This is a genomic window from Myxococcales bacterium, assembly GCA_016712525.1.
Lineage (GTDB): Bacteria > Myxococcota_A > Polyangia > Polyangiales > Polyangiaceae > JAAFHV01.
The window spans coordinates 542,708-565,320 of record JADJQX010000007.1 but is presented as its reverse complement, the minus strand read 5'-3'; the positions used below and the strand labels follow the sequence as shown (position 1 = coordinate 565,320).

At 70.6% G+C, this 22,613-nt stretch carries 19 protein-coding genes and 1 pseudogene; 8 read left to right on the top strand and 12 right to left on the bottom strand.

The features are described 5' to 3' along the window. Window positions 1-73 precede the first annotated feature (73 nt). Genes IPK71_19540 through IPK71_19530 form a run of 3 tightly spaced genes read right to left on the bottom strand, consistent with a single transcriptional unit; the run spans window position 74 to window position 4,618 of the window. Window positions 74-1,777: an ABC transporter substrate-binding protein gene (locus tag IPK71_19540; protein MBK8215927.1), complete on the bottom strand. Its 1,704-nt coding sequence runs from the start codon at window positions 1,775-1,777 to the stop codon at window positions 74-76. Between the two features lie 25 nt (window positions 1,778-1,802). After that, window positions 1,803-2,765, bottom strand: a complete 963-nt coding sequence (locus IPK71_19535) for a PEGA domain-containing protein (protein ID MBK8215926.1) — start codon at window positions 2,763-2,765, stop codon at window positions 1,803-1,805. Further along, entirely contained in the window at window positions 2,762-4,618 is a 1,857-nt protein-coding gene (locus IPK71_19530) for a protein kinase (GenBank protein MBK8215925.1), read from the bottom strand. The genes IPK71_19535 and IPK71_19530 overlap by 4 nt, the downstream gene beginning before the upstream one ends. A gap of 235 nt (window positions 4,619-4,853) precedes the next feature. Here IPK71_19530 and IPK71_19525 point away from each other — a divergent pair, with 235 nt between their 5' ends. Further along, entirely contained in the window at window positions 4,854-5,576 is a 723-nt protein-coding gene (locus tag IPK71_19525; GenBank protein ID MBK8215924.1) for a class I SAM-dependent methyltransferase, read from the top strand. Window positions 5,577-5,603: 27 nt separating this feature from the next. Here IPK71_19525 and IPK71_19520 read toward each other — a convergent pair whose 3' ends face one another. From IPK71_19520 to IPK71_19510, 3 genes are read right to left on the bottom strand one after another with little or no spacing between them, the layout of a single operon-like run. Further along, window positions 5,604-6,953: a sigma 54-dependent Fis family transcriptional regulator gene (locus IPK71_19520; GenBank protein MBK8215923.1), complete on the bottom strand. Its 1,350-nt coding sequence runs from the start codon at window positions 6,951-6,953 to the stop codon at window positions 5,604-5,606. A 6-nt stretch (window positions 6,954-6,959) separates the two neighbouring features. Continuing rightward, complete coding sequence (locus IPK71_19515) at window positions 6,960-8,549, bottom strand: serine/threonine protein kinase (GenBank protein ID MBK8215922.1); 1,590 nt, start codon at window positions 8,547-8,549, stop codon at window positions 6,960-6,962. Window positions 8,550-8,559: 10 nt separating this feature from the next. Further along, the gene (locus IPK71_19510) at window positions 8,560-9,621 is read right to left on the bottom strand and encodes a hypothetical protein (GenBank protein MBK8215921.1); all 1,062 of its coding nucleotides are present in this window, start codon (window positions 9,619-9,621) and stop codon (window positions 8,560-8,562) included. 159 nt (window positions 9,622-9,780) lie between these two features. Here IPK71_19510 and IPK71_19505 point away from each other — a divergent pair, with 159 nt between their 5' ends. After that, entirely contained in the window at window positions 9,781-10,899 is a 1,119-nt protein-coding gene (locus tag IPK71_19505) for an SUMF1/EgtB/PvdO family nonheme iron enzyme (GenBank protein ID MBK8215920.1), read from the top strand. Window positions 10,900-10,921: 22 nt separating this feature from the next. Here the strand turns inward: IPK71_19505 and IPK71_19500 are convergent, their stop codons facing one another. From IPK71_19500 to IPK71_19485, 4 genes are read right to left on the bottom strand one after another with little or no spacing between them, the layout of a single operon-like run. Further along, window positions 10,922-12,151 (bottom strand): DUF790 family protein, encoded by a 1,230-nt coding sequence (locus tag IPK71_19500; GenBank protein MBK8215919.1) that lies wholly within the window; start codon window positions 12,149-12,151, stop codon window positions 10,922-10,924. Window positions 12,152-12,155: 4 nt separating this feature from the next. Beyond that, window positions 12,156-13,595 (bottom strand): DEAD/DEAH box helicase family protein, encoded by a 1,440-nt coding sequence (locus IPK71_19495; GenBank protein ID MBK8215918.1) that lies wholly within the window; start codon window positions 13,593-13,595, stop codon window positions 12,156-12,158. Continuing rightward, window positions 13,540-14,397 carry a hypothetical protein gene (locus tag IPK71_19490; GenBank protein ID MBK8215917.1) on the bottom strand — a complete coding sequence of 286 codons (858 nt, stop codon included), beginning with the start codon at window positions 14,395-14,397 and terminating at the stop codon, window positions 13,540-13,542. The genes IPK71_19495 and IPK71_19490 overlap by 56 nt, the downstream gene beginning before the upstream one ends. A gap of 32 nt (window positions 14,398-14,429) precedes the next feature. Then, a complete protein-coding gene (locus IPK71_19485; GenBank protein MBK8215916.1) occupies window positions 14,430-14,939 on the bottom strand; it encodes an FHA domain-containing protein in 510 nt (169 codons plus the stop codon). Window positions 14,940-15,592: 653 nt separating this feature from the next. On the opposite strand from IPK71_19485, the pseudogene IPK71_19480 reads away from it, so the two are divergent. Further along, a pseudogene (locus tag IPK71_19480) lies at window positions 15,593-15,697 on the top strand (flagellar motor protein MotB). Window positions 15,698-16,028: 331 nt separating this feature from the next. Here the strand turns inward: IPK71_19480 and IPK71_19475 are convergent. After that, window positions 16,029-16,676 (bottom strand): hypothetical protein, encoded by a 648-nt coding sequence (locus IPK71_19475; protein ID MBK8215915.1) that lies wholly within the window; start codon window positions 16,674-16,676, stop codon window positions 16,029-16,031. A gap of 148 nt (window positions 16,677-16,824) precedes the next feature. Here IPK71_19475 and IPK71_19470 point away from each other — a divergent pair, with 148 nt between their 5' ends. The 4 genes from IPK71_19470 to IPK71_19455 all read left to right on the top strand — a co-directional run bounded on the left by IPK71_19470 (window position 16,825) and on the right by IPK71_19455 (window position 20,626). Continuing rightward, complete coding sequence (locus IPK71_19470; GenBank protein MBK8215914.1) at window positions 16,825-18,015, top strand: alpha/beta fold hydrolase; 1,191 nt, start codon at window positions 16,825-16,827, stop codon at window positions 18,013-18,015. A gap of 35 nt (window positions 18,016-18,050) precedes the next feature. Then, window positions 18,051-18,758 carry a FadR family transcriptional regulator gene (locus IPK71_19465; GenBank protein MBK8215913.1) on the top strand — a complete coding sequence of 236 codons (708 nt, stop codon included), beginning with the start codon at window positions 18,051-18,053 and terminating at the stop codon, window positions 18,756-18,758. Window positions 18,759-18,972: 214 nt separating this feature from the next. After that, window positions 18,973-19,392 (top strand): hypothetical protein, encoded by a 420-nt coding sequence (locus IPK71_19460; protein MBK8215912.1) that lies wholly within the window; start codon window positions 18,973-18,975, stop codon window positions 19,390-19,392. 136 nt (window positions 19,393-19,528) lie between these two features. Continuing rightward, complete coding sequence (locus tag IPK71_19455) at window positions 19,529-20,626, top strand: 6-phosphofructokinase (GenBank protein ID MBK8215911.1); 1,098 nt, start codon at window positions 19,529-19,531, stop codon at window positions 20,624-20,626. Between the two features lie 86 nt (window positions 20,627-20,712). On the opposite strand, the gene thiL is transcribed toward IPK71_19455, so the two are convergent. Further along, window positions 20,713-21,669: a thiamine-phosphate kinase gene (gene thiL, locus IPK71_19450; GenBank protein MBK8215910.1), complete on the bottom strand. Its 957-nt coding sequence runs from the start codon at window positions 21,667-21,669 to the stop codon at window positions 20,713-20,715. 75 nt (window positions 21,670-21,744) lie between these two features. On the opposite strand from thiL, the gene IPK71_19445 reads away from it, so the two are divergent. Continuing rightward, window positions 21,745-22,371, top strand: coding sequence for a peroxiredoxin (locus IPK71_19445; GenBank protein MBK8215909.1), 627 nt, complete (start codon window positions 21,745-21,747; stop codon window positions 22,369-22,371). Window positions 22,372-22,613 lie beyond the last annotated feature (242 nt).

Sequence of the window (22,613 nt, the reverse complement as noted above, 5' to 3'; positions counted from 1 at the left end):
GGCAGATATCCCCCCCAAAAATCCTTTGGTTTCAGCAGCTTAGAGCACGAGCCCGCGGACCCGTGGTCGCCGATCAGGTGCCGCCGTCGCCACCGGTGGGGCAGTTGTACGTGCCGACCACGGTCTTCGTCTGCGCGTTGTAGTAGCGCCCCGTCGTGAAGTACGAGGGCGCGCCACCCGTGGTCGCCGCCTTCTGGACGCACCACACCTCGATGTCGGCCGGAGACTCTCCGGCTTCGTCGAACTCGAGGGGGCTCGACGCTCCGTTCAGGTCGAACTCGGAGCCCGAGGCGAGGAGCGGCTTGCCGACGTCGATCCCGTTGGGGCCGACGTCGACCGCGGTCTTGCCCGTCTTCGTGATGCGGCGGATGCCCGCCACGATGCCCTGCCCGGAGATCGGGGCGTCGGGCGCCACCGTGCCGAGGCCCCAGAGGATGAGGTACGCCGCGTCGTACGCGCCCGCGGTGCCGAACGTGGTGGCGCCCGAGCCAGCCTGCGCGAAGCGGCTCGTGTAGCGAATGGCGAACGTGTCCGTGATCGCGTTGGGCCTGCCCGGCGCAGTGCCTCGGACGCGTGTGCGGAGCTGCGTCGACGGCGCGGCGTTCTCGTCGGCCTTGATGAGATCGATGAGCTTGTCGGCCTTGAGACCGTCGCTGACGATGTACGTCGGCCGTGGCTTCGCGCCGGGCCACTGCGCCTCGATGGGCTTCACGAGACCATCGACGGTCTCGTTCGTGCCGGCGATGACGATGATCCCGGGCTCGAACTGCAGCGCTTGTTGAACGAGAGGCGAGAAGTCGAACGCCGCGTCGGCCTTGTACTCGAGCCCCTTGTAGGCCGTGTTGCTCGGATCGCTGATCTTTTTGCCGGCGTACGTGAGCTTGTCGACGAGCTGATCGCGGAGGCCCTGGCCGTAGCTGTCGCCCTTCGAGAACACGAGGAGCTTCTTGCCCGCAGGGGGCGCCGCCTCGGCCTCGTTGATGAGCTGGATGAGCGGGATCGCCTGGAGGGCGTCGCTCGGGGCCGTGCGGAAAAAGAGGCCCATTTTGTCGGGGTTCGACGTGAGCGCGGGCGATGTGGCGCTCGGCGCGATGAGGACCGCGCCCTTCGCCGTGACCTCTTTGAGGGCCGCGGTGGTCGTGCCGCTGTTGCCTCCGCCGATGACCGCGGGCACGCCCACGCTCGACACGAGGTGTCGGGCCGAGCGCACGACGGCCGGATCGGCGCCGCCGGCCGGGGGCGTGACGTCGATGTCGTTGCAGGAGAGCACCGCGATGGGACGCGTTCGACCGCCGATCGGGATGGGACGCGCCGCGAACTCTTGCAGGGCGAGCTCGAAGGCGTTCACCCGCGCCTCACCTTTCGGCTGGTTCGCGCCGAGGAGCGACGTGAGCGAGCCCAACACGATCGTGTCGTCGTTCTCGACGGCGCGGCGATCGGTGAGCAGCTCACCCTGCGCCGTGACGGAGAGCACACGGGAACAATCCTCGTTCGTGAGGCGCACGCAAACCTTCGTATCTTTTCGACAAATCGCGGGCACCCCGCCCTCGCGGTCGATGCACTCTTTGTTCGTCGTGCAGGCCCCGCCGCCGCCGTCGGTCGTCGGGGTCGCGCAGACCTTCTCGGGGGTGCATTTCGACTGGGCGCCGAACCCGGCGCAGTCGCCGTCGGTCGCGCATTGCGTGTCACCGCGGGTGACGATGAGCGAACAGGCCCAGAGCCCGCTCGCGGCGAGGACCCCAGCGAGGAGAATCCCACTTCGAATCTTCGAGGTCATGAAAAGCAAAGCCTCCGGGAAGAGCTCAAAACGTCCCGATGACGTGACCGCCGCCGATCGACGGGACGAACCGCACGCCGGCGCGCGCCGAGGACTCGGGCTTCTTGGGTCCGCCGGTGAGCGTGCGGATGGTGAGGTACGTGGACACACCGGCCGCGACGACGGTCGCGCCGAGGAAGACGTCGGTCACGAGGGCGAACGTGCCGACCGATCCGTCGAGGGACCGGAGCTCCGCGGCGCTCGCGTTGGGCTTCGCCTTCTCGGCGGCGAGATCGCTCTCTTTCCCCGTGGTGACGATGCCCATGACGACGGTGGTCGCCGCGAGCGCGCCCGTGACCGCGAACCCGATTCCCGGCGCCACCCACGAGGGCTCCTCGTCCCCCGCTCCGGCCTTCGGAGGCGGGGGGGTGTCGACGGCCTTGAGCTTCACCTCGACGGTTCGGACGTCGCCCCCGGCGACCTCGACGCTCTCCGTCGCGCGCTCGAAGCCCGCCTGGGTTACCTCGATGCGATGGGCCCCCGGGTTGAGCTTGATGCCCTCTCCGCTCTTGCCGACGACGTCCCCGTCGACCGTGATCTTCGCGGAGGTTGGGGTGACGTTCACCGTGACCACGGCGACCCGCCCCTTCAGCTTGGCGATCTCTCCGACCACCTCGGCGCGGCGGTCCTCCTTGAGCTGCGTGCCGCCGTCGACCAAGAACTTCTCGAAGGCGGCGAGGGCGCCGACGTAGTTCGTGAGCTGGTACTCGCTCTGGGCGATGTTGTAGAGGATGCGGTAGTCGTGGTTGCTCGCCTCGTAGGCGCGCTTGAACTCGACGAGCGCGGCGCGGTAGTCGGCCTCCTTGTACGACTCGACCCCGCGCTTGAAGAGCGCGTTCACTTGATCGGACGTCTCGGCGTGCGCGAGCCCGGGTGCGACACACGAGAGCCAAGCCAGCGCCACGAGCGAGGGGCCACCCACCCGAGCGACCGACGATAACCACTTCATTTCAAGACCTCGATGATGGGACGATCGGGACGCTTGGGCGTCGACGCGGGAGGCGGCTGCGGCGGGGGTTGCGGCGGCGTCGACGGAGCGGGCTGAGCCGCGACCGGCGGAGGCGGGGCCGCCGGTTTCCCGCCATGCGCGTTCGGCTTGAAGGTCGACGTAGGGGGAGGTGTGTGAGAGGGGGACGATGCGGCGGCCACGTGCGCCCCGTCCGCCTCGAGCGTGATCGTGACCCGCTGGTCCTTGTCGAGCTTCACGGTCTCGACGTGGTCCTTGAAACCGGCGGCGCGGACCTTGAGCGTGTGGGGGGCCTCGTCGCGTGGGGCGCGGACCTCGTCGCCGACCGAAATCTCACGGCCGTCGAGGAAGGCCGTGGCCTTCTCCGTTCCGGAGGAGACGACGACCTCGAGCCGCACCGTCGCCGTGCCGGGCACCTCGGACGAGGCCGACGGTTTAGCCGCCGCGCCGTCGTTCTTGGGACGGAAGACGAACACCCCCGCGAGCGCCACGACCGCGAGCGCCACGACCGCCGCGACTCCGACCTTCCAGGCCGACCCCGACGCCGGCGGGGGTGTGAGCGTCGACGGGGCGAACGTTGGCCCCGGGTTCGAGCCCGAGTAGGTGCCCTGCCCGCCCTGGAGCATGGGCGACACGAACGACGCGGAGCCCGAGGGTGTCAGCGTGCCCGGAGAGCTCTCGTGGGGCGAGCCGAACGAGCCGAACGAGGGCTGCGACGGGGTGCCGGAGCTGCTCTGGAGGATGGCGAGCGGAGTGCCGGGCGACGTGCCGGGCCCTGGGAGCTGCGCGAGGGCGCCGGTCGAGGTGAGCCCGAGCATCGCGGGGTACTCGGCGGTGCTCTGGGCCGCGCGCACCTGCCGGATCGCGTCGTCGACGACACGCCGGCGTTTGTCGCGCTCGGAGCCGAAGTGGGCCGTGAGAAGCTCGGCGATCGCGCGCGCGCTCGTCTCGGCGCGCGGGAGGGTGTCGAGGAAGGCCTCGAGCTCGTCGGCGAAGGCGCGAGCCGTGGGGTAGCGCTGGTCCGGATCGGCGGCGGTGGCGCGCGCCACGATCGCGCGGAGGGCCGGCGGGACGGGACGGCCGTCGACCACCTCGGGCAGCTCGGGGATCTCGCGGCGAACGAGCTGCGCGAGCACTTGGACGTCGTTCAAGGCGCCCCACATGCGGCCACCGACGATGGCCTCCCACACGAGGACCCCGACGGGGAAGAGGTCGGCGCGACGGTCCAGAGCCTCGCAGCGCGCCTGCTCCGGCGCCATGTACCCGACCTTGCCCTTGAGGACGCCGGTGCTCGTCTGGTGCGACGAGCCGCGGGCCTTCGCGATGCCGAAGTCGAGGAGCTTCGCGTGGCCGTCGTACGAGACCATCACGTTGTGGGGAGAGACGTCCCGGTGCACGAGGTGGAGCGGGGAGCCGTCGTGGTCGGTGAGCTCGTGGGCGTAGTGGAGCCCCTCGAGCACGTCGCAGACGATGCGAAGGTGAGCTCCGAGCGACAGCGCGCCGTTCTCTTGCAGCCGCTTGCGCACGATGCGGAGGGGCTGACCGTCGACGAAGTCCATCGCGATGAAGAAGTGGCCATCCTGCACGCCGAGCTCGTGGGTCTGGACCACGTTCGGGTGATTCAGGTTCGCGGCGATGCGGGCCTCGTCGCGGAACATCGCGAGGAAGTCCTGATCTTCGGCGAACTCGGGCTTCAGCACCTTGATGACGACGAGCTTGTTGAAGTTGCCCGCCCCATTGACGAGCGCGAGGTACGCGTTCCCCATGCCGCCGCGCGCCACGAGCGCGATCGGGCGGTACTTTCCGAGGGTTCGCGGGAGAGCGGTCGTCGACACGGGCACCTCAGGGGCGCCGCACCCTCCCCTTGAGCGCGCGACGCGAAAACACGACTTCTCTCGAAGGGTACCGATCCCACCGCGCGGTGTCGACCAAATCGACGCCGTCACGGCCCTGTCACGCGCGGGTGCGCCGTCCGACAAAACCCCGTAACCACGGCACTTTTCGACAACCCGAACCCGAACGGCGCCCCGGGGGCTCGAAAGGTCGGGGGGCTTTGGGTAGGCTCGCGCCATGTTCCGCCCGGGCGGCCCCACCCTCCGCGAGCTCGTCGATCAGGCCCTGAGCGAGACGACCGCCGGCTACGACAAGCTCGCACCGAAGTTCGACAAGACCCCGTTTCGCACGCCTGACATCGTGACACGGGTGATGGCCGAGCGGGCCGCGGGGCGAGGCGTGCGCGCGGCCCTCGACGTGTGCACGGGCACCGGCGCCGCGATGCTCGCGCTCCGGCCGTTCGTGCACGAGCGCCTCGTCGGTCTGGACCTGTCGGCGGGCATGCTGGAGGTCGCCCGAGCGTCCCTCGCGAGCGCCCCGGGCCCGGCCACGGTCGAGCTCGTGCAAGGGGACGCCCTCGACTTGCCGAGCGCGTTCGACGGCGCGTTCGACCTCGTGACGTGCACGGGGGCGTTCGGGCACATCGAGACACGGGACGAGCACCGGCTCCTCGTCGGGCTGCGACGCGCCCTCGTCCCCGGGGGCCGCTTCGTCTTCGTGACGAGCCCGATGCCCTCCCCGACGGGCGCCTGGTTCTGGGTCGCGCACGGCTTCAACGCGGTCATGCACGCGCGAAACGCCCTATTTTCGCCCAAGTTCGTGATGTACTACCTCACGTTCTTGTGGCCCGAGGTCCGAAAGCGGCTCGAACAAGCGGGCTTCACCGTCGAGGCGAAGCACGGCCTCTTCCCCGGCGAAGCGTCGCGCCTCGTGTACGTCGAGGCGACGCGGCGGGAGTGACGACGAGCGGGCGCGCGCCGTCCTCGGTCACTCGTCCGGATCGTCGCGGCCGAGCCCGAGCCTCGCGAGCGTTCGCTGCAGGAATCGCCGCGATACGCCCGCGCGCTCGGCCGCGCGAGTGACGTTGCCCCCTGTCGACTCGAGCATCGCGCGCACGTAGATGCTCTCGAAGGCTTCGGTCCACTTCTCGCGGGCCTCTTTGAGCGGGAGGCCGAGCGGCACGAGCGACTCGAGGCCGTCGGGGAGGATCGGGGGCTCCGGGGTCGCGCGGGACACGGGCGCGGTCTCGTCCGAGAGCTGACCCAAGGCCACGGCGCGCTCGACGTAGTTCCGGAGCTCGCGCACGTTGCCGGGCCACGACCGGTTCTCGAGCTGCCGCAGGGCGTCGGACGAGAGCCGCGTGCCCTTCGGGGCGATCTTTCGGAAGAACCTGTCCGCGAGCAGGGCCACGTCGCCGCGGCGCGCGCGGAGGGGAGGCAGCGTCACCTCGACGACGGCGAGGCGATAGTAGAGATCCTCGCGAAACGTCCCTTCGTTGACCGACCGCGCGAGGGTCCGATGGGTGGCGGCGACGATGCGGACGTCGATGGGCGTCTGAGTCGACGCGCCGACGCGGCGAATGGCGCGCGACTCGATGGCGCGGAGGAGCTTCGGCTGCATCGAGAGCGGCATCTCGCCGATCTCGTCGAGGAAGAGGGTGCCGCCGTGGGCCTCCTCGAACGCGCCCTTGCGGCTCTGCACGGCCCCCGTGAACGCGCCGCGCACGTGGCCGAAGAGCTCGCTCTCGATGAGGTTCTCGGGGATGGCGCCGCAGTCGACCGGGACGAACGGCCCGCGGGCGCGAGGCGAGGCGGCGTGGAGCGAGCGCGCGACCACGTCCTTGCCGGTGCCGGTCTCGCCGGTGACGAGCACCGTGGCGTCGGTCGGGGCGACGCGCTCGAGCATGGCGTAGACCTGGCGCATCGAGAGGCTCGAGCCCACGAGCTCACCGAACGAGTCGCGCGAGGAGAGCGGCACGGCGCGCGCGTGGCCCTCGGTCTCGACGCGGAAGGCCGACTCGCCGACGCGCACGACGGCCCCCGGAAGGAGATCGACGTCGCGCACCCGGAGCTCGCCGACGTACGTGCCGTTCGTCGAGCCGAGGTCGCGCAGAACGAGGTGCGATTCGCCGACCTCGAGCGCGCAGTGCATGCGGGAGACGAGGCGATCGACGAGGCGGAGCGTGCACGCCTCCGACGAGCCGATGGTGGCGCGCGGACCGTCGACGCGGACCTTCGCTCCGCGGGATGGACCGTCGAGCACGACGAGCTCGACGGCGAGCTGCGTGAGCGCGGGAAGCTCGGAAGAAATGCGGCGGGTTTCGTCGTCGAAGGTCATGAGGGGTCAGTGCGCGTACGGGTTGGGAGGCGGGCCCTTCGGGGGCGTGGTCGTGGCCGAAGGGCGCAGCACCGGCACCTTCGGCTTCTCGCCAGACGGTCGCGGCGCCGCCGACGGGGCCTGGGGGGCTGCGGACGACGAGGGCACGGCACCGACGCTGGGCGCGCTGGGCGAAGCGGACGACGACGAGACGGAGACCGGCGGCGCTCCCGACGAGGCGACGGTGGACGGGTCCGTCCCGGGGAGAGGCGTCGACCTTCGTGTGACGGTCACTCCCCCGACGACGGCCGCGACGACAACGAGCGGCACACCGACGACGAGCCCCCAGAACCCGGCCCCGCGAGGGCGCGGAATCGAGGCGCGATCGAGCGCGGAGAGAGAGAGCTCGTTCGTGCCTCCGAGCGAGGGCTGCGACGCGGCGTTCGCGACCTCGGTCGCGGGCACGTGCGCGGGATCGCGACGCGTCGCGGACGCGGGAGCGTCGTCCCGAAGGGTTTGCCCGAGATCGACGGGATCGCGCACCGTCGGGGGCGACACCGAGACGGGCGCGACGAGCACGGGGTCGCGCACGGGCGTGAGGCGCGCCCCCTCGAAGAGGCTCGCCACCGAGGGCTCATGAGCGAGCTTTTCCCGAATTGTTTCGCGACGTTGAGAAAGCTCACCGCCGAAGAGCTCCAGGACGACAGCGGACACGTCGCGGGGGCTCCCGACGATGCCGGCCGACCGCGCGGCCGACTCGAGCGCCGCCGACATCGCCGCCGCGGACGCGAACCTGTGGGAGGGGTCCTTGGCGAGCGCGCCCTCGAGGACCGCGTCGATAGGGGCGGCCTCGGGCACGAGCGCCCCCACCTTGCCCGGCGTGAGGCCGAGCACGTTCTGGAGGGTGTCCGCGTCGTGGGCCCCCCGAAAGAGACGACGCCCCGTGAGCGACTCCCACAGCACGACGCCCATGGCGAAGACGTCGAGGCGGCGGTCGATCGACTCGTTCCGGAGGTACTCCGGGGACATGTACGCGATCTTGCCCTTGAGCTGGCCCGTGGTGGTCGAGTGGTCTTTCTTCCGAAACTTGGCCACGCCGAAGTCGACGACCCGTGCGATCCCATCGGTTCCGACGAGCACGTTCTGAGGCGAGACGTCACGGTGCACGAGGCCTACCGGGCGCCCGCGATCGTCGTGAAGCTCGTGGGCCGCGTGGAGACCGGCGAGCGCGTCGAGGCAGATACGCACGGCACACCCGGGAGGGAGGCGCCCGCCCTTCGACTGGAGGCGCCCGAGGATCTCGGAGAGCGACGCGCCCTCGACGTAGTCCATGACGAGCGAGACCTCGTCTCCGGCGACCTCGACGTCGCGCACGTCGACGACGTTCGCGTGGTGGATCGACGACGCGAGCGCCGCCTCGGCGAGCAACTCGGCGCGGTGCTCCGCAGTCTCGACGAGGTGGGGGTGAGGCTTCTTGATCGCGACGAGCTGGCGAAACCCGAGCCCCCCGCGCACAGTCCCCACCCACACCGACGCCATCCCCCCGGACGCGAGCTTGAGCAGCGTCGCGTAGCGAGACGGGCGAGAGGGAGGCGGCGCCGCGGCCGGGGTCATCATGCCCAGGATATCAGAAGGCGCCGGAGAGGCGGATTCCTCCCTGCCCGGGCCCTCCGGTCGGCGCGAGCGTGATGGCCTTGCCGCTCTCGGGGCCACCCCAGTCGACGAGCGTGAACGCGACGACCGCCGTGACGACGGCGAGGCCCCCCGTGACCCCGAGCATCACGTTGGTGCGCGTCTCGGCGGACTTCCCCGACGACGCGAGCGAGGTGCACTCGGTCGATACGACGGAGGCGCAGCCCAACGAGACGAAGTCGCCGTGTTTCCCCGAGACGTCCACGGCGCTCGCGATGGCCACGGCGCCCGCGACGACCGTGAGCCCGCCGCCGATGGCGACGACCACGCGAGGGAGAGGCTTCCGCGACGGCTCCGCGCTCGGCGGGGCGGGCGCCGGAGCCGCCTTCGACGCAGGCGCCGACACCGCGCCCGCGGGAGGTGGGGGGGTGGATGTGGGAGGGAGTGCGGCAGTCGGGGCCGGTGCGGCAGCGGGGGTGGGAGCCGCGGGCTCGGCAGGCTTCGGCACCACCGGAGGCAACCCCGCGGCGGCCGATAGGTGGACCTCGACGAGCTCGTCGCCGGCGACGGTCACGCGGGAGCTCTCCTCGGTCGCCCCCGAGCGCAAGCGGACCTGGTGGTCGCCTATGCGCACGATCCGAGGCTTCCCGGGGACGAGCGGCGCCCCGTCGACGGTGCCATCGCAGGAGCGGCCCTCTCCGCAGTGGAGCACGACGCGCCCGACCCGCTTCGAGAAGGCGCGCTTCGCCTTCTCGACGCTCGCCGACAGCTCCGGTGGCGAAGGCGCTCGGCTCGCCCGCTCGACCAGCTCCGACCCGAGCACGGGATCGTCGGCCTCGATGGCCGCGTCGAGCGCGGCGCGGAGCGCGACGGGGCTCGGCGCGAGCTCGTCGGCGAGGGCGAACTCCCGCGCGGCCGTCGCCGCGTCGTGCTTCGCGTAGGCCTTGACGCCGCGATCGTACGCGCGTCGCGCGCCGTCCCGATCGACGTCGGCCCACGAGGTCGACGCCAGAAGGGCCGTGGCAGTGAAAAAACCGAAGAGAAGCGAGCTGCGCATCGAAAGCCCAGCCATCGTAGGGCAGTTTTCGGGGGTCCGTGCGCCCCTTTCCTCCCCGCAGCGCGATTCGTAGGGAGCGCTCACCTGCGAAACCGTGCTGCGGTGCGCTATGGTCACGCGGTGCCGGACGAAAGTCGCCGCATCGGACGTTTTCTTCGCGTGAGGCGCCGCTTCTGTCTTCCGCTCGTGCTCGTCGCCGCGTGCTCGTTGAAGGCGGCCGCACCTCCGCCGCCACGCGACGTCCCCGATGCGAACGAGCTCCTCGCCGACACCTCGCCCACCATGTCCGCCGTCGTCGACGGCGCGCCCTTCGAGTCCGACGGCGGGCCCCCGGACGCCTCCTTGGTGAAGGGCGCCCTCACCCCCGACGGCGGGGACGCGTACGAGCCACCGCTCCACAAAACCTCGGCCAAAGAGCTGCTCGCGCTCTTCACGATTCGCCCGCTCACCCAGAAAGAGACCGCGCGGATCTTGCCGGAGCCCTTCCTCGCGCAGATCGTCGGCGTGGGCACCCCCGCCAAGATTCACCAAGGGAACCCGACGATCTCCACCCATGACGTCTCTCGCAGGGCGTGCCTCGCGGGGCTCGAGGGGACGGTGCTCCAGACGAGCGAGCAACGCGCGCGCTGCGGGCACGACAACATGGTGCCCGTGCACTTGCGCGGAAAAGACCCTTACTTCTGCATCGACATCTTCGAGTTCCCGAACCGGCCGTGCGAGCTCCCGTTCGTGTGGGCATCCCCCACGTACGCGAAGAAGCTCTGCGAGCTTCAAGGCAAGCGCCTCTGCTCGCAGATCGAGTGGCAGCTCGCGTGCCGGGCCGATCCGAACGACGGGCCCGACACGGTGTACGCGTACGGCGACACGCTCGACCTCGACGCGTGCCACACGAAGAAGCGTCACCGGCAGGTCGCCGAGAAGCCGTGCACGACGACCGACGCCCCGACCACCTACCGCACGTGCCCGACCGACACGGAGCCGTCGGGCTCGTTCCCGAAGTGCCGCTCGCGCTACGGCGTCTACGACCTCCACGGCAACGTGGCCGAGATCATGATGCGCCGGGACGGCGACGGCACCGTCAAGAGCCAGCTCAAAGGGAGCGCGTGGTTCTACGACGAGGTCGCTCGCGAAGTGTCCGGGCCACCTCTCCACCCAGGCTCGCAGGGCGCGTACCCCGACCACTGCAACTTCGATCCGAGGTGGCACGTGGAGCCCATCGAGAACGCGTGGCACGTGAACTACCACCTCGGATTCCGGTGCTGCGCGAGCATCCCGTAGCGGGCTCACACGGGTCAAACGCCTATGTTTTCTTTGGCTTTTTTACGGACGCCTTCTCGCGCCCGAGCCAACGCATCACGCGCTCGAGCACCTTCTTCGGTTGCGGCACGCCCTTCCACACGTAGAGCGACGCGCGATCGTCGTCGAGCACGCTCTCGCGGACGCGCAGCCGCTCGCTCGCGCAGAAGACGACCCGCTCCGAGAGCCCGGCCTCGACGAGCTCCACGCGCTTCCAGACCGCGTCACGGCTCCAGAAGCCGAGCAGCTCCACGAAGACACGCTCACGCCTTCGCTTCACGACGAGGTCGGGGACGACGACACCGACCCCCGGGAGCGCGAGCAGCTCGGCGCACGGCTCGACCGAGAGCCCCTCGGCCTCGCAGAGCGGCGCGAGGCCCTCGAGGAGCTTTCGCGCCTCGTCGGACAAAACAGTAGCCGACGGGGACGAGGCGCCCGGCCCGAGGCCACCCGACCGGCGGAAGACGAGCCGTGTGCGCTCTTTTCCCCACAGCACCTCGGCCTCGACCTCGTAGGCCTCGAGCGCCTCGAGGGCGGGCAGCAGCATCGCGAACCCGAGGCCGTACTTCGTGACGGACTCGAAGAGGCTGAACGGGCCGTCCACGCGCACCACGAACACCCCCTCCCCGGCGGCCTCGACCTCGAAGAGGAGCTTGTGGAACTTGAGGACGCGCAGAAAGTGACGGACCGCCCCTGCGTCGCGCGAGCGCACCGTGCACACGGCCGAAACGGCGCGCAGCATGACGGCACGCGCCATCTCGGGCTCGAGCGACGCGACGAGCGTGTCGCCGTTCACCGCCGGCCCACGCACCACGCGATCGGCGTCGCGGAGGTCGGCGAAGAGGCCATCCTCGAGGGCCTCGGGAGACACCTCGAGGCGCGCCGCGACCGCGCCGACGACCGCGTCGCGATCGAACGTGTCTCCATCACCGAGCTCGCGACGGCTCTTCGCGGCCTCGACGAAGAGCTCGCGGCGGTAGTCGGGCGCGAAGGACGCGTCCCCTTGGGAGATCTCGCAGGCGTCGAGCACGAGCTTCTGGAGGCCGTTCTGGAGGCGACGGTCGAGGGACTCGTCAACGAGCGCGGAGAACGCCGCGGTGAGGCTCTCGCGGCTGCTCCCCGTGTGGGCGTGAGCCTCCCGCACGAGGGCGTGGGCGAGCGTCGTCGCCCGCGCGAGCTCGTCGTCGGTGAGCTTCCGCAGGCGGAGCTCCCCCTTCTGGCGGCGCGCGAGCACGTGCTCAGCGGTAAGCACTGTGCTCCCTCCTGCGGTCGCTCGTGTAGGTCTCGCCCGTGTCGGCGGTGACGAGCTCGTAGAGGCACGCCCGCTTTCCCTCGCCTTTGCGGAGCACCCGCCCGAGGCGCTGCACGTGCTCGCGCACGGACCCCGAGCCGGAGAGCACGATGGCCACGTTCGCCTCGGGCACGTCGACCCCCTCGTTCAGCACGCGAGACGTCGCGATGACGCCGTAGCGCCCTTCGCGCAGACCCGAGAGGATCTCGGTGCGCTCTTTCACCTTCGTCTGGTGCGTGATGACAGGCACCAAGAACCGGCGCGAGAGACCGTAGGCCGTCGCGTTGTCTTGCGTGAAGAGCAGGACCCGATCACGCCGGTGCACGTGGAGGAGGTGCTCGGTGTACTCGAGCTTGCCGCTCGCCGAGAACGCGAGCTCGCGCTGACGGCGGTACGCGGCCATCGCCCTTCGCCCGTCGGGCGAACGCGCCGACAGCATGACGAACTCGGCGAAGCCGCGCGGATGGCTCATCCGAATATGGTTCATCGCAATGAAATCTTTGTAGATTTTCCGTGCACCCTGGTACTCGGCGCGCTCCTCGGGGGTGAGGTCGACGAGCACCTGCTCCGTCTCGTAGGTGGCGAGGTAGTCGCCCGCGAGCTCGACGATGTCCCGGCGGTAGACACACGGGCCGACGAGCTCGTCGAGCATCGCGTCGCGGCCGTCGGTGCGCTCGGGCGTGGCGGTGAGCCCGAGGCGGAAAGGAGCGAGGCACTGGCGCGCCGCGAGCGCGTACGCGGGGCTCGGGAGGTGATGGCACTCGTCGAAGACGATGGTGCCGAAGCGCGCGCCGAGGTGCTCCATGTGGAGGTAGGCCGAGTCGTACGTCGAGACCGTCAGCTCGCGCACGTCGTGCTCGCCCCCGCCGACGACCCCGACCGGCCCGCCGAACGTGGCCGAGAGGAGCCCGTGCCATTGCCGGACGAGGTCGAGCGTGGGGGCGAGCACGAGGGTCGAGCGCTTTTTCTCGGCGATCGCGAGCACGGCGACGTGGGTCTTTCCGGCCCCCGTGGGCAACACCACCACCCCGCGCCCGCCTGCGCGTTTCCACGCGGCGAGGGCCTCGTCTTGGTAGGGGCGCGCCGCGCGATGCACGTGGGGCGTCGCGTCGATCGTGGCGTACCCGCGCGCCTCGTCGGCCACCTCGAGGCCATCACGCCGAAATGCGAGCACGGTGCGCGCGTAGACGCTCGCGGGCGCCCGTAGGCACGCCGTGCGAGAGTCCCATACGAAGCCCTCCGGCGCGTCGGCCTCCGACACCCCGTGGAGCTCGAGCGTCCCCGAGACGAAGCGGAGCGAACGACCTTGGCTCACGTGGCGGGGGTCGCCCCTACGGGCATTCTTGCCCGAGCTGTGCCCGGGACACGCCGCAGAAAAGGAACCCACCGCCCACGGCGCGGGTGACGAGCACGATCGTGTCGGCGCGCGTCGTCGCGTCGATCGTGGGGAGCACGCGCATGACCGCGTCGGCGTTGACCTGGCTCGCGACGTAGACGTGCATGACCTGCTTGACCCACTTGTCGGCCGGGGTGACTCGCGCCGTCGAGCCACGAATGCTCTCGAGCTTGCGCTCGAGGGACGCTTTGACCTCCGCGTCGGTGGGCTGGGGCTGGTTCGACGGCTTGTAGACGCGGATCGGGTTCACGCCGACCTTCTTGCCGTCGATCTCGATCAAGAGGTCGGTGATCGTCGTGGGACCGCCGTCTTGGACGGGCTCGTAGAGGATCTCCTTCTCCGTCTTGAGGAGCTTGGCGCCCTCGCACGCGTGGAGGATCTCGAAGCTCATGACCTCGGACTCGATCGAGCTTCCACCGGCGTTCGGGGTGTCGAGGATGCGGTCGCCGCCGTCGGACAAGAAGGCCTTGTCGAAGGTCTCCCCCGCGACGAACGTCAGCGTGTTCGAGAGCACCGAGGGCGTGGGCTTCGAGATCTCGCCGCGCACCTGGCCGCACGAGCCCGACAGCGAGCCGAGAATGTCCGCCGGCGGGCCCGCGTCCGGTGCGCTCCCGTCCGTGTCGCCCCCGCCGTCGGGCCCCGCTTCGGGCGCCGACGAGCCGGTCCCGGTGGCGGACGCCGACGGAGACGTGACGTCGGCGTCCTGGGTGGTGACGTCCGTGCCGGAGCACGCGACGACGGGAACGAAGACGACCAACGAAGCGAGGAGGGCCACGAAACGGCGCGAGCTCATCTCGTTCACGCTAGCTCACTTCGCGCGCGCGGTCAGTGGTTCTCGTGCGGGTCGTCCCCTTGCGCGGCGAGCAGGTCGACCATCGCGTCGACGACCCGGAGCATGGCCTCGCGCGACAGCCCCTCGGCGCGGAGACGGCGCGTGAGCGACTCCGCGAGGCGCCGCTCGCGCGCGATGGCCTCTCCCAAGGACGGCTCGAGGCCCGTGCTCGTGGGCTCGTCGACCTCGGCGGGCGCGGGAGGCTCCGGGCGCCCCGGGTCGAAGGAGAGCACAAAATCGCCGATTTGTACAAGATCTCCATGACTTAGCGTAGCCTGGGAGCGCACCGGAATGCCGTTCACGAAGGTGCCGTTCATGCTCGCGAGGTCCCGGAGGACCACGACGCCCCCCGTCACCTGCGCGGTCGCGTGGTGCTTCGAGACCCGCGGGCAGAGGAGCATCACGTCGTTGTCGGGGCTCCGCCCGATCGTGATGAGGCCGCCGTCGCGGAACGTCTCGCGTCGCGACTCGCCGCCTCGTTTCCTTGTGCGCACCGTCACCATGCCGCTCCGAGCCTAGCCGATGGGTCGAATCGGTAGAAGCGTCCCGAGGTCGAGGCCTCGACTCTCCGCTTGACCGGCGCGCCGCGGGAAGCTCCCCTGTAGGCCCCATGGATCCCTACGCGCCGATTTCAGGTATCTCCCTCGAGCTCTACGCCGAGCTCTCCGCCGACGTCTCCGACCACCTCAACGATCCGGGCAAACAAGCCGAGATCGTGGCCCAGAAGGGCATCTCGAAGGAAGCCTGGGACGCCGCGAAGGCGGGCTGGACGGCGCGCATGCAGGACATGTCCCTCATGGGCCAGGTGGCCATGCGCTACATGCCCCTCTATCAAGCGGCGCTCGAGAAGAAGTCCGGGGGCAAGCCCAACGTGACGTTCGAGGACTACGTCGCCATGAGCGGCGCAGCCAAGGCCATGAGCATCGAGGGGATGCTTGCATTCTACAAGATCACGATGAACGACTGGACGCTCATCGCCGGCGACTGGAACACCAAGATCCCCATGGACATGGCCCGGTACGGCATGTTCGGGATGATGGTGGAGCAGGAAGGGGCCCGCATCGCACAGGGAGGCGCGCCGAAGCCCGTCGCCATCCAACGCGGCTCGGCAGGCCCAGGCCCGGCCGCCCAGCCCGCCATGGCTCAACCGAGCATGCCCCAGGGCTACCCCCAACCCGGCATGCCCCAGGGCTACCCCCAACCCGGCATGCCCCAGGGCTACCCGCAGCAGCCCGGGTTCCCCCAGGCGGGGCAGCCGCAGCCACACGCCTTCGGCGCCCAAGCGGCCCATTTCGGCGCGGCGGTCGGCGGGGCCCTCGGCTCGTTCGGCCAGGCGATCGACGCGTTCGCGACGAGCGCGGTGGGCGGCTTCGCGATCGGCACCCCGGTGCTCGTGCTCTGGTCGGACGGGAACCGCTACCCCGCGACGATCACGCAGCTCGGCGGCGGGCAGTACCAGTGCGCGTTCCCGGACGGGCGACAAATCTGGGTGCCGGGCCACGCGGTGAGCCTGCGGAGCTGAGCTCCGGATCGTGGCACGGAGCGGCCCGGCCCCTCGCGGCGTCGGGCCGTTCGTGCGACGTAGGCGCGGGTCACTTCGACTTGGCGAACACCATGAGCCCGACGCGCCCCGCACCTTTCGTCGCCGCCACGTCGACCTTGTAAGGGATCGCGATGGGCGAGATGGGGCAGATGGTCGTGGGGCTCTTCCCGATGACCGCGGGCTGCCCCTTGCCTTTGCCCGCTTCCATCGTGAAAAACGGCGGCAGGAGGAGCTTCACCTCGAGCTCCTGCACGACGCCGGGCACGCCCGCGGCGATGACGGTGTAGCAGGTGTTCGGTTGGAGCGTGTAGACGACGCCCGTGTGCTCGCCGTTCGCGAGGTCGACGCGGAGGATCTGCGCGTCGGGGAGGGCGCCCTTCGGCGCGACCTTGAGGGCGTGCTGGCGAATGGCAACCTCGATCCCCTGATCGATCACGTCGGCCGACGCGCGAGGGACGGGCACGGTGGCCGAGGAAGACGCGCTCGGCGCCGCGGAGGGATCCGTGCTCGCCGACGGAGAGGCGCTCCCCGTCGACGTAGGAACGAGCGACACCGGGCCGCCGCCGTCGACGCACTGCGGGCCCACGCATGGGGGCGGACCGCCGAAATGCTCGGTCTTCCCGCAGGCAGCGAGCACACCCGGGACCCCGGCAGCGAGAACGAGAGACAGGGTCGAGAGCACTCGGGTACGCGACATGGTAGGCCTTCCTCGGACCCGACCGCCGGGCCTTCGGACCGGATACCACACACGGGAGGCTCGGCGTGCGCGGAAGGGCGGCGCGGCGAAGGTTCTCGAAACGTTTTTTTGGTTTTCACGAGGCTCGACGTTCGACGACTCTCCAAGAGTGCCGCGCCTCGACCCCGCTCCCGAGCCCATCACGATCGAGCGGCCTCTCCCCCCCTTTCGCCTCGAAGCGGGCGCGGCGCTCCTCGAGCCTCGGGCGCGCGTGCTCTTCTGGGGCACGGTCGCCGAGCACGACGTCCTTCGCGAAGGCGGCACCCTCGCGGACGATCCCGACCGGCCCATTCTGTGCGTCCTACACACACTGACGGGCGCGCTCGACCCTCGAACGTCGTTTCCGAGGCTCTTCGGGCGAGGGAGGCCGTTCCGCCCGTGGACGTGCCGAATCGTCGCCGTGGGCCTGCTCGGCTCGCACAACGACCCCGCGGGCCCCTCCTCGGGCACCTTCCCGAATCGCACCGAGGACCTTCGCCATCGGCCTTCGCCCCCGGTCTCCCGAGGTGGCTCGCCACACGACGAACGACGCCTCCCTGCCACGGTGACCACGTGGGACCAGGCGCGCGCGGTCACGTTCGCGCTGCACGCGCTCGGCCTCCACCGGGTCCGGCTCGTGCTCGGGGCCTCGTTGGGCGGAATGGTCGCCCTCGCGCTCGCGGCCTACCAGGGCGACGCCATCGAGCGCGCCTGCGCGATCGCGAGCCCGCTCGCGACGTCGGCGTGGACGTTGGCCCACGATCACCTGGTACGCGAGATCTTGCTGTCCGACCCTGATTTTCCCCACGGTGAAGCGACGCGCGCGCTCGCGCGGCAGGTCGCGTTCTTCGGATACCGAGGGCGCCGCGCCCTCGTCGAGCGCCAAGGCCGCGAGACCTCGGGGCCCCGACACGCGGGCGCCGTCGCGTGGAGCCCACGCGCGCCGTACCGCGTCGAGACGTACTTCCGCCACATCGCGGAGGGGCCCCACCCCGACCCACGCGACACGGTCGCGATGCTCGGCGCGATGGACCACCACGACCTCGCCCGAAGGCCACCGTTCTGGCCGGGCCGAGAGGGAGACGCGCCCCTCGATCGCGTGAGCGCACACGTGACCTGCGTAGGCATCTCGAGCGACACGTTCGTCACGAAGGAGGAGGTCGAGGCCGTCGCCCATGCACTCGGTGCGCGCGCGACTTATCGAGAAATCACGAGCGACTTCGGTCACGACGGCTTCCTCGTGGAGGAGGCGCGGGTCGCGGCGATCGCGCGCGAGGCGTTCGGCGACATGCCCACACCGGCCCACCCGAACCGACGTTGACAAAGCTCGGGGTTCGCGGAAGAAGGCGCTCCCTTATGGCGAAGATCGCCTCACCGCGAAAAGCTGACGAGGTCTCGAAGGAGCTCCTCTTTCGGATCGTGTCCGGCCAAATCGCGCCGGGCACCCTGCTCCCCAAAGAAGAAGAGCTCGAGGCCGAGTTCGGCGTCGGGCGGAGCGTCGTGCGAGAGGCCGTGAAGCTCCTCGAGGTCCACAAGCTCGTGCTGCCCGTGCGCCGCCGCGGCACGGTGGTGCTCGACCCCCGCGCGTCGCTCAGCCCCGAGGTCGTCGCCGCGTTCCTCGACCGGCGCACCGGGCCGAGCGCGCACGCGTTCCTCGTGGGCCTGCTCGAGGTGAGGAAGCTGCTCGACGTGGAGATGGCCGGGCTCGCGGCGGCGCGCCGGACCGACGAGGACATCACCGCGCTCCGCAAGGCGACCGAGGCGTTCGCCGCGCGCGCCGCTGCCGGGGAGGACGTGGAGGACACCGTGCTCGCGTTCGGCCTCGTCATCGCGTCGGCCACGAAGAACCCCATCTACACCATGCTCGTGCACTGGAACTCGGCCGCGGTGCGCGAGCTGCGCCCGGTGTTCGCCGGCGTCCGAGCTTCGGCCGGTGCCCACGCGCAAGGCCTCGCGATGGTGGTCGAGGCCATCACGCGGGGGGACGTGAACGAAGCGCGGCAGCTCACGGCGCTCTTCCACGATTGGTCGGGCCCGCAGATCGTCGCGGCCGCGTCGCGCTGAGCCCGCGCGGCTCTCCGCGCGCGCCTCGGGTCGAGAGGGGCCGTGACACGAAGTCGTCGAGCCCGCGCACGTACGGGCGGTTTTGCCCCGAGGGCATGGCCTTTCGACGCGCAAACTGTTTCCCCGAAAGGCCACCTCTTGTAGGGTGACGCGGGAGAGACAAGCGTGCTCTCCCGGAGGCCCGATGCACCGTTCCGCGTTTCGTAGCTCGTTCGTGATCTTTGCCCTGTTCGGCGCGGCGCCGTTGTTGGTCGGCTCGGGCTGCAAGAAGGACCCGCCGCCCGTCGTCGACGCGGCGCCTCCTCCCCCGCCCCCCGTCGAGGACGCGGCCCCGGTCGAGATCGCTCCGATGGACGCCGACGTGCCCGACACGGCCGACGCCGCCGAAGCAGGCAAGAAGTGGGGCCCCGCCGGCAACCCGAACGTCGCGCGGCTCAAGCAGTGCTGCGGGCAGCTCCGCGCCGAGGGAAAGAAGCTCGGCTTGTCGCCCGAGGCCGGCTTCTTCAACGCCGCCGCGGCCCAGTGCGACGGCATCGCGGCCCAGGCCGGAGCGAGCGGCACGGCCCCCGAGCTCGGCCTCCTCCGCACGGCCCTCCAGGGGCGAACCCTCCCTGCTGTCTGCGCCGGATTCTGAAATCCTTTCGGCGACTTAAGAGACACCGGCACCCCTCGGGGCGCCGGTGTTTCGTGTTTCGTGGGCGGACGAATGACGCACGACGCCGCGCTTTCGCCCCTTTCTCCGCGTCGGCGTGCGCCGCTATCGTGACGCCATGCCGACGAAGCTCGAACGCAACGACAAGGTCTGTGTGCTCACCTCGGGCGGCGACGCCCCGGGCATGAACTCGGCGCTCCGCGGCGCCGCGCGCGTGGGAGCCGAGCTCGGCCTCGAGATGGTCGGCGTCGAGGACGGCTACGTCGGTCTGCTCGCGGAGCGTTTCGTCCCGCTCGACATTCGCATGCTCGACGACGCATCGAGGCGAGGCGGCACCGTGCTCGGCACGGCCCGCAGCAAGATCTTCCCGACGCCCGAGGGGCAAAGGCGCGCCCGCGAGGTGCTCGCGAAGAGCGGATTTTCGGCGCTGCTCGTCGTCGGAGGGAACGGCTCGCTCACCGGGGCGCAGACGCTCGAAGGCGTCGAGACCGGACGCGGACCGCTGCGGGTCGCGGGGCTCCCCGCCTCGATCGACAACGATCTCGGCGGCACCTCGATGGCCATCGGCGTGGACACCGCGATGAACACGATCGTCGAGGCGTGCGACCGCATTTGCGACACCGCGACGGCGCACCGAAGGATCTTCCTCGTCGAGGTCATGGGCCGCGACTGCGGCTACCTCGCGATGACGGCGGGCGTGGCCGCGGGCGCCGACACGGTGCTCGTGCGTGAGACCGACAAGAGCGACGCCGAGGTCGTCGATCAGGTGTGCCGAACGATCGAGCGCGCGTACGCCGAGGGGGAGCGGAGGCGACGCGTGCTCATCCTCAAATCCGAAGGCGTGAAGCTCTCGACCCAGGATCTCAAGACCCAGGTCGACGCCCGGCTCGCGACGACCCTCGCCGACGTCGACTCGCGCGTCACGGTGCTCGGCCACGTCGTCCGCGGAGGGACTCCTTCGGCCTTCGATCGCCTGCTCGGCGCGCGGCTCGCCAACGCGGCGGTACGAGGCCTCTACGACGGCCACTCCGGGTTCATGGCGGGTTGGGTCGGGCCCGGCGTGAGGCAAGAGCCCTGCGTCTACGATCCGTACGTCGTGCTCGTGCCCCTCGACGAGATGCTCGCCGAGACGGACAAGCTCCACCGCGGAGAGTCGGCGCTCGCCCTCTGGCGGAAGAAGGTCTACCGCGAGGTGGAGTCGATCCTCGAGCGCTGAGCGAGCGCCGCTGCCGCGAGCGCCTCGGGTACGAACGAGGCGGACGATGCGTCGTCGGCTGTCGGCCCGTCCGAGCGGCGCGCGGCTCAGGCGAAATGATCGTGCCCGACGGCGCCGACACGCCGCAGCTCGGAGCCGTGATCGACGAAGACCCCCTCGCCGGCGCGCACCTCCCCGACGATCGTGAGCCCCGGGGGCACGGGCTCGCGCGGAGAGATCGCGCCGAGGACGACGTAGTCTTCCCCTCCTTGGAGCGCGGCGAGCATCGGCTCGACGCCGAACCGCGCGGCCCCAGAGACGAGCGCCGCGCCTCCGAGCGAGAGCACCTCCGCCGCCCCGAGGACGATGGCCACCCCGCTCGCGGAGGCAAGCCTTCCCGCGTCGATGGCGAGGCCGTCCGACACGTCGACCGCGGCCGAGGCATGCGAGACGGCCGCGGCGAGATCGTAGCGAACGCGCGGCCGACGAAACGCGTCGACCACCTCCCGCAGCCGCGGGTCCTCGGCGAGGCCCCCCTCGAGAGCACGAAGCCCGAGCCCCGCGAGGCCGACGGGCCCCGTGAGAAAGAGCCGATCTCCGGGGCGCGCGCCGCCGCGCTCGACCGCACTCGCGCCGAGGACGCGCCCGAGCACCGTCGTCGTGACGGAGAACGTCGCGCCGCGAGAGAGGTTTCCCCCGACGACCGCCGCCGAGGCCGCCTCCGAGGCTTGGCGCTGGCCCCGCGCGAGCGCGACCACGTCGGCGTCGGTCACGACCGGGTCGAGCGTGAGCGCCGAGAGCACGGCGATCGGGCTCGCCCCCATCGCGACGACGTCGCTCGCGGCCGCAGCGTAGGAGCGAAAGCCTACATCTTCGTACATCAGCCACTCACGCCGAAAATGAACGGCCTCCACGTGTGCATCGACCGTCCACACGAGGTCGCCCGAGGGACGCGCGAGGACGGCGCAGTCGTCGCCGATGCCGAGCCGTACGCTGTCCCCCGCGGGCCCGAGGGCGACGGCGAGCGCGCGGACGAGGTCGGCCTCGGACGTCACAGGAGGCATCGGTTCGGCCTTTCCACGAGGCAGATCCCCGGGCGACAATGCCCACCGCCACGCCCCGGCGGGCGAGAAAGGACGATGTCCGTGCTGAACGAAGGTGACAAGGCTCCCACGTTTTCCCTCCAGGGCGACGACGGCGAGGCGCACGAGGTCTCGAGCGTCGGGAAGACCGTCGTCGTCTACTTCTACCCGAAGGACGACACCCCGGGATGCACCATCGAGGCGAAGGATTTCTCCGCCGACGACGCCCGCGCGCGCCTGGCTCGTGCTGGCGTCGCCGTGTTCGGGATCTCGAAGGACAGCGTCGCGAGCCACGCGAAATTCTGCAAAAAACACGGGCTTCGGGTGCGCTTGCTGTCCGACCCCGACCTCGCCGTGCACACCCTCTTCGGCGCCTACGGGGAGAAGACGATGTACGGCCGCAAGGTGCTCGGCACGATCCGCTCGACCTTCGTCCTCCGGGACGGAAAGGTGCTGCGTGCGTTCCCGAGCGTGAAGGTCCAGGGGCACGTCGAGGCCGTGTTGGCCGTCGTCGAAGGGGGCTCCGCGACTCCTGCGAAGAAGGCCGCTCCCGCGAAGAAGACCGCGACGCCGAAGCCCGCAAAGGCAAAGACAGCGACACCGAAGCCCGCGAAAAAGACCTCCGCTCCCAAAACGGCGACCAAGAAGGCCTCGACCACGCCGAGGCGGGCGCCGAAGCCGTGACCCCATGACGGTGGCCGTCCCTGTCGTCTGGCTCGACACGGCGAAGGCCACGCCTTCGGAGAACGCGGCGGCGGTCGACGCGTGGGCGCGCTCGCGTGGCCTCCGGCTCACCGGGTTCGCTTCGGACGACAGGCTCGCCCTCCCCTACCCCGAGGCCGTGGTCGCCCGTGTCGAGGCCGAGCTCGATCGCGCCCGCGAGGCGATCGCCGCCCTCGACGGCCCGACGTCCGACGCCGCCTTGG

What these genes read in the sequence shown, in the direction of transcription:
- IPK71_19540 (MBK8215927.1), bottom strand. Translation starts at nt 1,777, where the DNA reads ATGACCTCGAAGATTCGAAGTGGGATTCTCCTCGCTGGGGTCCTCGCC.
- IPK71_19535 (MBK8215926.1), bottom strand. Translation starts at nt 2,765, where the DNA reads ATGAAGTGGTTATCGTCGGTCGCTCGGGTGGGTGGCCCCTCGCTCGTG.
- IPK71_19525 (MBK8215924.1), top strand. Translation starts at nt 4,854, where the DNA reads ATGTTCCGCCCGGGCGGCCCCACCCTCCGCGAGCTCGTCGATCAGGCC.
- IPK71_19520 (MBK8215923.1), bottom strand. Translation starts at nt 6,953, where the DNA reads ATGACCTTCGACGACGAAACCCGCCGCATTTCTTCCGAGCTTCCCGCG.
- IPK71_19515 (MBK8215922.1), bottom strand. Translation starts at nt 8,549, where the DNA reads ATGATGACCCCGGCCGCGGCGCCGCCTCCCTCTCGCCCGTCTCGCTAC.
- IPK71_19510 (MBK8215921.1), bottom strand. Translation starts at nt 9,621, where the DNA reads ATGCGCAGCTCGCTTCTCTTCGGTTTTTTCACTGCCACGGCCCTTCTG.
- IPK71_19490 (MBK8215917.1), bottom strand. Translation starts at nt 14,397, where the DNA reads ATGAGCTCGCGCCGTTTCGTGGCCCTCCTCGCTTCGTTGGTCGTCTTC.
- IPK71_19485 (MBK8215916.1), bottom strand. Translation starts at nt 14,939, where the DNA reads ATGGTGACGGTGCGCACAAGGAAACGAGGCGGCGAGTCGCGACGCGAG.
- IPK71_19475 (MBK8215915.1), bottom strand. Translation starts at nt 16,676, where the DNA reads ATGTCGCGTACCCGAGTGCTCTCGACCCTGTCTCTCGTTCTCGCTGCC.
- IPK71_19465 (MBK8215913.1), top strand. Translation starts at nt 18,051, where the DNA reads ATGGCGAAGATCGCCTCACCGCGAAAAGCTGACGAGGTCTCGAAGGAG.
- IPK71_19455 (MBK8215911.1), top strand. Translation starts at nt 19,529, where the DNA reads ATGCCGACGAAGCTCGAACGCAACGACAAGGTCTGTGTGCTCACCTCG.
- thiL (MBK8215910.1), bottom strand. Translation starts at nt 21,669, where the DNA reads ATGCCTCCTGTGACGTCCGAGGCCGACCTCGTCCGCGCGCTCGCCGTC.
- IPK71_19445 (MBK8215909.1), top strand. Translation starts at nt 21,745, where the DNA reads ATGTCCGTGCTGAACGAAGGTGACAAGGCTCCCACGTTTTCCCTCCAG.